This window comes from Pseudoalteromonas sp. HM-SA03 (assembly GCF_002289345.1).
Classification (GTDB): Bacteria; Pseudomonadota; Gammaproteobacteria; order Enterobacterales; family Alteromonadaceae; genus Pseudoalteromonas.
Map to the genome: position 1 here is coordinate 1 of NZ_NSDG01000058.1, position 9,917 is coordinate 9,917.

Here is a 9,917-nt window from a genome sequence, read left to right on the forward strand (position 1 = left end):
GCAAAAACGACGACGCACAAACCTAACAAACTGCGAGCGCTTGTTGGCTTAGCAAAACTCACATTCTCAACGCTAGAATTTCTTACTTCTGTATTTACAGCGCGTTGTAATATCTGACGAACAGGCTTAGATGTGAAATAGCACCCAAAAGATCCAAATCAGCATGCTTCTAGACGCATTCTGTGCCCCTTATTACATCGTTTGCACACCATAAAACTCTGCTAGCTATGTTCTAAAGTCAAAAAAGCGATGGATGTCACTGTTTCCCCTCCCGGTGGGTGTCACCGTTTCCTTTCCCCCGTTTCCTTCCACAACTGGAGAAGGCCTCATAGTCATAACGATATGCAAGCTCCAGCAGTAGCAGAAGAAAAACTTAATTCANAAATTAGTTGACCACTACATTGACAGCAGCTGAGCGTCCATATATGTCACTTATTTTTTCACTTCACTTATTTTTTCACTTATTTTCATCCTTATTTTATTTAAGCCTTTCGACGAGTATTAATAAAGCAGAAAAGGTAAAAAAACCACGTTGAAAGTTTACAAAAGTTTGCATTTAACTCATCAAGTTAACAGCTATAATGCGAGATTGAACTATTGATAGAGCAGGTGTGGTAATTGAATTTAAAACCCAAATTACTCATTGTTGAAGATGAACCCGCTATATTGCGGGGACTAACGGATTTGTTTATCTTCCACGGCTATGAAGTACACAGCGAATCCGACGGCCAGCACGGACTGAAGCGTGCCACTGAAAATGACTATGCTTGTGTGATCCTTGATGTCATGCTTCCTAGTATGAATGGCTTGGATATCTGTAATGCTTTAAGGCAGTCATCGCCATCTCAGCCTATTCTCATGCTTACGGCAAAAAGTAGTGAAGAAGATATCATTAACGGGCTTACTTTAGGCGCTGATGATTATGTCGCAAAGCCCTTTTCAACTACAGAGCTTGTGTTACGAGTAAATGCTTTAGTGCGCCGTTCTGGCTGGATAGGGATAGAGCAAACCCTAGTATTAAGCCCAAATATTAAAATAAACACACAGACGTTAACAGGTGTTCTAGGAACGCTTGAAACTAAATTTACACGGCGTGAAATTGAAATTCTCTGTTACTTGCATCGCCAAAAACATCCGGTTTCTCGAGACGAACTATTGAAAGAAGTATGGGGCTATAAGGAAACTCGGGATATAGATACACGAACTATTGACATACATATCGCTAAATTACGTAAAAAAATTGAACCCGATGCAAAGTCCCCGCAATATTTAGTTACGCACCGTGGAGCGGGATATCAACTTCATGCTCATTAAGTGGTTATCCTTTGCGACTCGTGAACAACAATCAATCCCATTAAACTACCAGCGTGGCGTGAAACGGCTGCGTCTACTCACAGGTTCCATCACCCTGATGATTATTGTGATGATGATCCTTTTAACACGCTTTAGCTACCAATTGGCACGAGAGTCACAGTTAGAGAGTTATCGTCAAGAAGCGAGAAACCTAGTCCAAGTAACCAATACAAAGCTGTTTCGCAAGCTCGTCGCCCATAACTCAATTCCGATACAAGCCTTTGATTATTATAGCAACACTTACAACCCTCAAACTCAACAAAGCAACACAGTACGCTCGCCATTAGCGTCTTTGTTAACACAACCTGACATACCAGGCTTAATCGGATTTTTTCAGATAAATGAAATTCGTCAGTTCAGCACTCCTTATTGGCCTCAATCGATGCTTTTAGCCACGAAGCAGTCACAAGCAAGTGTTGTTACAAAAGCGGATCCACTAACGCTTACATTGCAACGGTTAGTGGCGCAGTCTTCTACCATTACTCAAGTCATCAATAAAAAAGCGGAGCTTGAAAAGCAGCAATGGCGCATCGCATTCGACCTTCCAGATCATCTCTTGTTTTATCGACTCACTGACGATGCTAAGCAAACTAGATTGCAAGGCTTTATCACGCACAAACAAGCGTATTTACAAAGCCACATCAATGATATTCTCGCGCTGCGCAGTTTTGCCAGCTCTGTACAAGTCACCCTAAAAGACAAGAGCGTGCCTCGCGATAGCTATTTTTTATATCAAAAAACAAAAACCAATGAAATCAATATCAGCAACCCAAAACAGCAAAATAGCGAGCTACAGCAACAGCAGCTCTACTCAAGCACATTAAAGTGGCCTTATTCGAATTTCGATATATTGATCTATACAAAAACACTGCCCTTCTCCACCAATATGATCATCGGTGGAGCTCTCTATATGGCCATTTTTGTCGGGCTGCTGATTGGCTGTGTTGCTTTCTACAAGCTCGGACTTAGTCAGCTGCAACTGGCTGAGCAGCGCCTAAATTTTGTCTCAGCGATTAGTCATGAATTAAAGACGCCACTAACTTCAATTAAAATGTACAGTGAAATGCTGCAATCGGGCATAGTACAAACTCCTGTCCAACAAGCCGAATACTATGACTTTATACATAGCGAAAGTGAGCGTTTAGCGAGGCTCATTGAAAATATCTTACAACTGGCGAAGCTCAACCATCACACACAAATAGTCAAACCTCAGCATGTTAGTGTTGCGGTACTTATGGATCTAATCCATTCAAAAACGGCATCTTTAATGTTAAAACATGGCTTTAAGCACAATGTGATCACTCACTTATCTGCCCCAGAAAAAACACTGCTATCGGTTGATTTAGATGCGTTTTCACAAGTCATCATTAACGTCACTGACAATGCAATTAAGTTTTTTAACCAAGCAAAAATAAACGACGCTGAAAGACAAAAAATAGATTTCACTTTCCGCTTAGTACCAGCCCACTCCAACAGAGTGGAACTGGAGATCCGTGATTATGGTGCCGGAATAGCAGAGTCCCAAGAAAAGAAAATTTTTGAACTGTTTTATCGTGCAGGTAACGAACTCACAAGGGCAACACAAGGAACGGGAATAGGGCTTGCTCTGGTAGAAGAGCTTATCCACGCTCACCATGGCTCCGTAACGGCCACTCGAAAAACTCCAGGACTTGCAATTAACGTGACTTTTCCAATCCATTCAACGTTGTGAAGTTCCGATTAAGCGCTTACCTTCAAAGTAACCCCTTGTTACAAACAAGTCCTTCAACACAGCTGAACTGCTGAACAAGTGTTGCTAAACTGGATACAACAATAATAAACGAGTTTTACAGGTGTACTATGTCATTACAAAAATGGGGAGGTGTCGCTGCACTCACAGAAGCCGCGACTTATTTGTTTGGCTTTGTTCTATTTTTTGGGGTTTTGGACTCAAGTGAACACAATACGCCAGCGTTATATCTAGATTTCTTTGTGCAAAATCGTGATACCTTTTTTCTTGGTTATATCGTGATTGGGATTATCTTCAGTTTTGCCCTGATTGTGTTGGTGCAAGCAATTCATCAACGCTTTAACACAATGTCACCTGACTGGATGAAGTTTGCCAGCATTGTTGGCTATATTTGGGCGGCGATTGTCCTTGCCAGTACCATGATTTTTCTAACCAGCATTGAAGCGATTGCAAAATTTCATGAGATGGATCCTGCGCTTGCATTAACGATTAATCGCACTATCTCGATAGTAGTAGATGCACTTGGCGGTGGCATTGAATTAGTTGGCGCGATTTGGGTGCTTACAATCAGTTGCGTCGGTCTCAAACATAAAATATTTAGCCCACTGCTTCACTATTGGGGTTTGCTTGTGAGTCTAGCTGGGATTTTAACTTTATTTTCTGGTTTATCTTTCCTTGCCCAAAATCCATTTTTTGAGGTTACCACGGCTATATTTGGTCTCGGACAAATCCTATGGTTTATTGGATTAGGCGTGATGCTATTGAAGAATAAGACCCCATCAGAAGTTGCTCCCAGCTAAATTAGGCACAACCACTGTTGGAATAATATTCCCAAGAGCCAATTGAAAAATATCGCCAGAACCTCGTGCTTACTCAGGTTCTGGCAGCACGGGTGGCGTACTATCCATATAAGTCAAAAAGTTAGCCCAAAGAGTATGAGTTCTGGTTTTTACTAATTTCTTACGACATTCAAGTGCCATCACACCGCGAATAGTGCCTTCTTGCCATTGGGTATATACCGCGCCGCAGTGGGCATCGAGATAGCTTTGCCACGCTAACTGCGAAGCTTTAATCGCTTCCACCAGTTGCTCATCAAAGGCATTATGCTCAAGGCTTTTTTGGTAGTAACGTTCAAGTATTTCAGTTCTCGCGTTAAGCTCGCTCATTGCACACTCGTTGATGTCTATGGTTGAGATAGGGTTTTCACACACATCTCCCCCCGCCAACGTGATTTGGCTATGTAATAAAAACAATGCAGCCGCTATTAGTCTCATGGTATTTCCTTTTGTGTTTAACCTTTAATGAACTTCAACATATTACCGATGGAATCGAGGTTAATTCCACCCATCAGCTCTGGATTATTCAACGCATAGAGGTAATCTTCTATCAAGGTGCAGTCAACCTCGTCACGCAGTTCAACAAACCCAGCCCAATTTTCGAGGTCATCCTCGTCGATTTCACCACTGAGATATTTTGCTAATACCACACTTAACATCGCCTTGCTAACAACAAGTGATACTGTGCTGTTATCGCTCAATAGTATGTTTAACGCCTGCGCTTTGTGTGGGCCGAATGTAACAAACTCGGCTAGTGCTTGTTGCTTATTCATGATTTTTCTCCAGCCCTGCGACCAAAGCAAATAACTCACTCAGCCCCGCTTGCTGTTGCTCGACTTCTTGCGCCGCAAAGCCTAAGCGAATATGACTTAAACTACTAGCCTTATCGAGGGTAAATTCAGGCTCACATTGTACGTAAATCCCTTTTTCAAGCGCTTTTTCAGATAATCTCGAGACATCGCGTTTGCTATTCACCCAAAACGCCATGCCACCTTGTGGCACTTCAAAGTCAATATCTAACTTGGCTGTAAGCTCGCTTAGGTGCTGCGCCATCGCCTGATGGCGTACTTGATAGGCTTTGGTCATGCGGCGTAAATGGCGCTCAAACCCGCCCTCTTCCATCCAGTAAGCCACAGCCAACTGGGTAAGCGCATCATTTTTGTGATTAAGTAGCTGCTTACGTGCCACCAATTGCGCAAGCACATCTGCCCGCGCACTCATATAACCCACACGAGCACCGGCAAACATGATTTTTGAGAAGGTAGAAATATAAATCACAATACCACTTGGGTCACTTGCCGCCATTGGCTGTAACGGCGGGCAGAGATAATGAAACTCATGGTCGTAATCGTCTTCAATAATAAACACGCCATACTGCTGACACAGCTGATAAATCGCCATGCGCCTCGGTACAGATAAAGTCACTGTAGTGGGATATTGATGTAGAGGCGTTAAATACAGCAGCTTCACCTTATTTTGTTCAAGGCAGCGCGCCAAGGCCTCCACTTTAATGCCTTCTGCGTCTTGTGCTAAAGCAAAAATTTCAGCACCTGCATTGGTAAAAGTATGCCGCGCAGGTGGATAACCAAGCATTTCGATGGCAACACCATCACCTGGATTAATAAATGCATTTGCCACCAAAGAAAGCGCTTCTTGGGAGCCATTACAAATCAGTAAATCATCACATACCAGTCCCCTCGCTCTGCGCAAATACGCCTGAATTTGGGATTTCAGTAACTCGCACCCCGCAATGTCTGAATAGTGAAAATGACTGACATTGGTTTTGCGGCACGCCTTTACCAAAAACCGCTTAAACTCATCATAGGGAAAAGCATGAAGATCTGGTAAGCCCCCTGCAAAACTATAGCGGTAGGCCGTACGCTTAGTGCTGCTCACTGGTGCCAGTGTTTTAACAAATTGCGGTACGATTTGTGGTGTAGCAGGCACTTTTGTGTCTATCTGTTGGCTACTGAAAATAGGTAGTTCAGTATTGACTCGATAGCCGCTGCGCTCTTTAACCACCANTACCAAGTTTTGTAGCGCATTCATCACCGTGTGCCGATTCATACCATGTAACTCAGCCAGCTTTCGGGCAGAAGGAAGTTTGTCACCGGGTGTGAGTTTACCCTCAGTAATAGCACTGCGTAAAACATCTGCTAAGCGTTTATGTTTAACATCTTGAGACTGTGTTTTTGGGCTAATAGAAATCAAGTCTGGTCTAATTAAATTATTAAATCTGGTTGTTTTATATCAACCAAAATCAGCGCAATATGCAAGCATTAAAAACACAGAATGAATGGAATATTGATGCTTTCAAAACAAACGCTAGAATCCAGTCGCGTTAAGCTCACTCCACTTGAAGCCGCACATTTACCTGAGTTATTGGCTCGTGGCAAAAAAACCGAGATCTGGAAATGGGTATTTAACAATTATTGTCGCGATCAAAAAACCATAGAGCAATGGTTTTACGGCTCTGCGCAGTTTGACGAAAGCGAACAACTTGTTGTTGCAATCATAGATAAAGACTCAGGTAAACTGGCTGGTAATAGCCGCTTGTTTAGACTTGATAAACTCAACCTAAGTGCCGAAATCGGCCACACTTTTATTGGTACTGACTTTCAACGCACGCATGTTAATACCCACGCCAAATACCTGTTGCTCAAATATGCCTTTGAAGCGATTGGACTGGTGCGTGTGCAATTTCAAACGCATGAATGTAATCATAAGTCTCGTAATGCCATCGCTCGACTCGGTGCCCATTTTGAAGGCTTGTCGTTAAAAGATAGACGCTTGCCTGACGGAAGTTACCGTAATACAGCACGATTTGCCATCACTGATGAGATGTGGCCTGAAGTGAAAGCGAGGTTGGAGGAAAAGTTATGAGCTACCCAAGAAACTACTACATTGAAAGCAATCCAAACATACTCAGCTCTATGATCACAAAACACCCGCTGGCCACGCTGACGGTGATACAGGAAGGCAAGATAAAGACGGTTTTTGTACCGCTAACATTAAGTGATGACCATGCTTATTTGCTCGGACACGCTACAAAAGACAACCCGATTTTCCGCGCGGACGGTATTATCCAAGCAGTTTTCCACTGTGAAGATCATTACCTCTCACCCACGGTTATCCCTGCCATTAAGCTCCCCACGTGGTTGTACGCAAATGTGGTAGTTGAAGGTGAGCTCGCACTTATTGCTACTGACGATGAAAAATACGCGTCAATGCAAGCGCAAATAACGCATTTTGAGCAGTTTTCAAATAGTGATTGGCAGCTTGATAGCGTGCCTGCTAATCAACGCCAATCGCTGTTTAACGCCATTAACTTTTTCAAGATTAAAATCAATACGATGCATGGCGCTTTTAAGTTAAGCCAAAACCAGTCGAGTGACATTCGCGAAAAAATCAGAACACATTTAACGTCATCCAAAACAATGTTAGCAAGTTATGTGTGTTAATTACTAAACTCATACTACATTCATGGTTGAAGTGCTTGAATCTTACAGACCAGCAAGCAATTTCTATTTCAATGCGTTATTTCAAAAACCTAATAACAAAATTTATTTTGATGATGCAGAAGTGGCCCGGCCTAATGGCGCTGTTGGCTTTTTGCAGTGGTATAGCGAGCTTTATTTTAGTTGAACGTAAAGAGTCGTTTTCACAGATCATCGCTCTGCTTTTACTCACCAGTTGGCTGTGGCTTATTATTGATAACTGGCTTCGCGACCAAGTGGAGCAACGTTTTGGTATTGTGTTGTCACCCAACTTTATGCGCTTTGCCCTACAAATGGTGCAACAGGAAAGTCTATTCTTCGCACTGCCTTTTTTCTTGGCTGCCACAACATGGAATCATCCACAGGCCGCGTTTACCTGCTTAATTGCACTCTGCGCGTTTATCTCCGTTGTGGACCCGATATATTACAAAAAGCTAGCCCGGCACAATGTGCTGTTTATGGTATTCCACAATTTTGCTTTGTTTGTTGTGATTTCAGTTACGCTACCTATTTTGCTTCACCTGACAACTGACCAAAGTATACAAATAGCGCTAGTCACCGCCATTATTCTTACCCTACCAAGTCTTGGTAATATCATGCCACATGCAAAGTGGTGGCGTTTTCCCTTATTGGCTCTGCTGCTAAGTGCACTTAGCGCTGGTTTGTGGCAGTTACGTAGCTGGGTTCCCCCGGCGGCCTTACGACTCACCGACATTACGCTGGCTTATGAGGTTGATAGACAGCAACGAAAGCCAATGAACAGTATCCAACACCTCGATACCCATTCGCTTCACGAACAAGGCTTGTATAGTTGGAGCGCGGTAAAAGCACCACGGGGACTAAACGAAAAGATCTTTCACGTGTGGGTACACAACAAGCAAGTGGTTGACCGAATCCCCTTAAATATTAGCGGTGGACGCGAGGAAGGCTATCGAGCTTGGAGCCATAAGAGCAACTTTCCCGCCGACTCAACAGGTAAGTGGGAGGTGCACGTTGTCACCAGTTCAGGACAACTGATTGGCCTAACAAAATTTACTGTATCTCCTTAGGAAATTTTTAAGGAATTACAATCAATTATCGAAAGCGAGGCGCGGTGATAGTGTTATTATGATATGGTTAAGCGTCTCTTTTCTTATTCAAGGAAGTCTATGATTGATTTTTCCGTTTTACCGGACGAAAACTCAAAGCGATTTGTTGCTGTGCTCAATAAAAAAGTTGAACTTGGTCGACTTTTTAATGCGCTTGGCCATATGACCGCAGGGCTCATTGACCAAATTGGTAATACTGATGAGCTCTGCTTTTTACCGTATCAAGACAAAGATGGCGGCATTCACCCTTCGATTTCGCACTACCCTTTTATTGTGCTTAAAGCAGATAACAGTAATAAAATCAGAAAAGTGCGAGCAGAGCTTGAGGTTCGTAACATCCCCTTTACCGACTTTACAAATACCATGATTGTTGGCACATCCGAACAGCAAGTAAGTGCCACCGCAGAAACACCAGAGCAAGACTTAGAGTACTTTGGCATTTGCATGTTTGGCGATAGCGCGGAGCTTAAAGAATTTACAGGGAAATTCAGCTTGTTTAAATAACCTGAGGTTTATTTTTAGTATCAGTTACTTTGGTTGTAGTTTAGGTTTAATTTATGAAACGATTTTCAAGTATTGCGTTGGTAATTGTTGTATTACTAGTCATCCTTAATATGACTAACTTGCCTTGGGAGTTAAGATTTTCAGCTCCTCAGCATAATTACCTTTTCGTTATGATACTGGCCACCGCCTTACCCGCTTCAGTGTTGTTGTGGTCGTTATGTCGACGTACCAAGTTGCTCAAAATGTCTGGCTTATTAGTCGCTTTGGCAGCAGCAGTGCCGAGTTTCATCGTATTCATCTTTGCCGCTGGTGATTATTCCGAGATCAAACAAAGCGGCGTTGACAACTCCTTTGCCGAACTTAATCGACTAAACGTCAATAACGATAACTATGTGCTTTACCGAACCGACCGCGGAGCCACCACCTCATATGGTTTAGTTTTACGCTTAGAGCGAGAAATCGGATTTGGTATTCATGCGGTAAAGGTTGTTCATAGCAAATACAAAGCCGCAGAAGGTCAGCTGGAGTTGCTTACTGAGAGCCAAATAAAAATGCAGATCCAACCTTACGATACGCAAGACCAAACGGAGGTCGTGGTGTTAGATATTTAAAATGCTTTCAAGATCGCTGTGTAAAACAGCTCCTACTACGTAGCGTAAATAGGCGTGTAGGAGGCGGTTTACCCGCCGAGGGTTTATGTTTTCCAACGAATTTTTGATGACCCCCCCTCATTTCACCAGCCAAAAATCCAATATAAAAACAACAAGATCGCTGTGTAAAACAGCTCCTACTACGTAGTGAAGTCATGCTTGTAGGAGGCGATTCACTCGCCGAGCAGTTTATGTTTTTCCACAAATCTTCGCTGAAGAANATTTCCTCATTTCACCAGCCAAAAATCCAACATAAAAAC

General features: G+C 42.9%; 11 protein-coding genes. 8 read left to right on the forward strand and 3 right to left on the reverse strand.

The window, feature by feature from the left end:
• Positions 1 to 618 precede the first annotated feature (618 nt).
• The 3 genes from CKO50_RS12030 (at position 619) to CKO50_RS12040 (ending at position 3,882) form a co-directional block, all read left to right on the forward strand.
• Positions 619 to 1,314 carry a response regulator transcription factor gene (locus tag CKO50_RS12030; RefSeq protein WP_095728343.1) on the forward strand — a complete coding sequence of 232 codons (696 nt, stop codon included), beginning with the start codon at positions 619 to 621 and terminating at the stop codon, positions 1,312 to 1,314.
• Positions 1,304 to 3,064, forward strand: coding sequence for a sensor histidine kinase KdpD (locus CKO50_RS12035; protein WP_095728344.1), 1,761 nt, complete (start codon positions 1,304 to 1,306; stop codon positions 3,062 to 3,064). Before CKO50_RS12030 ends, CKO50_RS12035 begins: the two co-directional genes overlap by 11 nt.
• A gap of 128 nt (positions 3,065 to 3,192) precedes the next feature.
• A complete protein-coding gene (locus CKO50_RS12040; RefSeq protein WP_095728345.1) occupies positions 3,193 to 3,882 on the forward strand; it encodes a DUF4386 family protein in 690 nt (229 codons plus the stop codon).
• 69 nt (positions 3,883 to 3,951) lie between these two features.
• On the opposite strand, the gene CKO50_RS12045 is transcribed toward CKO50_RS12040, so the two are convergent.
• Genes CKO50_RS12045 through CKO50_RS12055 form a run of 3 tightly spaced genes read right to left on the reverse strand, consistent with a single transcriptional unit; the run spans position 3,952 to position 6,129 of the window.
• Positions 3,952 to 4,356, reverse strand: coding sequence for a lysozyme inhibitor LprI family protein (locus CKO50_RS12045; RefSeq protein WP_095728346.1), 405 nt, complete (start codon positions 4,354 to 4,356; stop codon positions 3,952 to 3,954).
• 17 nt (positions 4,357 to 4,373) lie between these two features.
• Positions 4,374 to 4,691, reverse strand: a complete 318-nt coding sequence (locus CKO50_RS12050; protein ID WP_095728347.1) for a hypothetical protein — start codon at positions 4,689 to 4,691, stop codon at positions 4,374 to 4,376.
• A complete protein-coding gene (locus CKO50_RS12055; RefSeq protein WP_095728348.1) occupies positions 4,684 to 6,129 on the reverse strand; it encodes a PLP-dependent aminotransferase family protein in 1,446 nt (481 codons plus the stop codon). Before CKO50_RS12055 ends, CKO50_RS12050 begins: the two co-directional genes overlap by 8 nt.
• A gap of 96 nt (positions 6,130 to 6,225) precedes the next feature.
• On the opposite strand from CKO50_RS12055, the gene CKO50_RS12060 reads away from it, so the two are divergent.
• From CKO50_RS12060 to CKO50_RS12080, 5 genes are all read left to right on the forward strand, one after another.
• A complete protein-coding gene (locus CKO50_RS12060) occupies positions 6,226 to 6,801 on the forward strand; it encodes a GNAT family N-acetyltransferase (protein ID WP_095728349.1) in 576 nt (191 codons plus the stop codon).
• Complete coding sequence (locus tag CKO50_RS12065; RefSeq protein ID WP_095728350.1) at positions 6,798 to 7,379, forward strand: FMN-binding negative transcriptional regulator; 582 nt, start codon at positions 6,798 to 6,800, stop codon at positions 7,377 to 7,379. The genes CKO50_RS12060 and CKO50_RS12065 overlap by 4 nt, the downstream gene beginning before the upstream one ends.
• A 71-nt stretch (positions 7,380 to 7,450) precedes the next feature.
• On the forward strand, positions 7,451 to 8,464 hold the full coding sequence (locus CKO50_RS12070; protein WP_176474652.1) for a DUF5924 family protein: 1,014 nt from the start codon (positions 7,451 to 7,453) through the stop codon (positions 8,462 to 8,464).
• A 99-nt stretch (positions 8,465 to 8,563) separates the two neighbouring features.
• The gene (locus tag CKO50_RS12075) at positions 8,564 to 9,007 is read left to right on the forward strand and encodes a DUF2000 domain-containing protein (RefSeq protein WP_095728351.1); all 444 of its coding nucleotides are present in this window, start codon (positions 8,564 to 8,566) and stop codon (positions 9,005 to 9,007) included.
• Positions 9,008 to 9,060: 53 nt separating this feature from the next.
• On the forward strand, positions 9,061 to 9,618 hold the full coding sequence (locus tag CKO50_RS12080; protein ID WP_095728352.1) for a hypothetical protein: 558 nt from the start codon (positions 9,061 to 9,063) through the stop codon (positions 9,616 to 9,618).
• Positions 9,619 to 9,917 lie beyond the last annotated feature (299 nt).

What these genes read in the sequence shown, in the direction of transcription:
- CKO50_RS12035 (WP_095728344.1), top strand. Translation starts at nt 1,304, where the DNA reads ATGCTCATTAAGTGGTTATCCTTTGCGACTCGTGAACAACAATCAATC.
- CKO50_RS12040 (WP_095728345.1), top strand. Translation starts at nt 3,193, where the DNA reads ATGTCATTACAAAAATGGGGAGGTGTCGCTGCACTCACAGAAGCCGCG.
- CKO50_RS12045 (WP_095728346.1), bottom strand. Translation starts at nt 4,356, where the DNA reads ATGAGACTAATAGCGGCTGCATTGTTTTTATTACATAGCCAAATCACG.
- CKO50_RS12050 (WP_095728347.1), bottom strand. Translation starts at nt 4,691, where the DNA reads ATGAATAAGCAACAAGCACTAGCCGAGTTTGTTACATTCGGCCCACAC.
- CKO50_RS12060 (WP_095728349.1), top strand. Translation starts at nt 6,226, where the DNA reads ATGCTTTCAAAACAAACGCTAGAATCCAGTCGCGTTAAGCTCACTCCA.
- CKO50_RS12065 (WP_095728350.1), top strand. Translation starts at nt 6,798, where the DNA reads ATGAGCTACCCAAGAAACTACTACATTGAAAGCAATCCAAACATACTC.
- CKO50_RS12070 (WP_176474652.1), top strand. Translation starts at nt 7,451, where the DNA reads ATGCGTTATTTCAAAAACCTAATAACAAAATTTATTTTGATGATGCAG.
- CKO50_RS12075 (WP_095728351.1), top strand. Translation starts at nt 8,564, where the DNA reads ATGATTGATTTTTCCGTTTTACCGGACGAAAACTCAAAGCGATTTGTT.
- CKO50_RS12080 (WP_095728352.1), top strand. Translation starts at nt 9,061, where the DNA reads ATGAAACGATTTTCAAGTATTGCGTTGGTAATTGTTGTATTACTAGTC.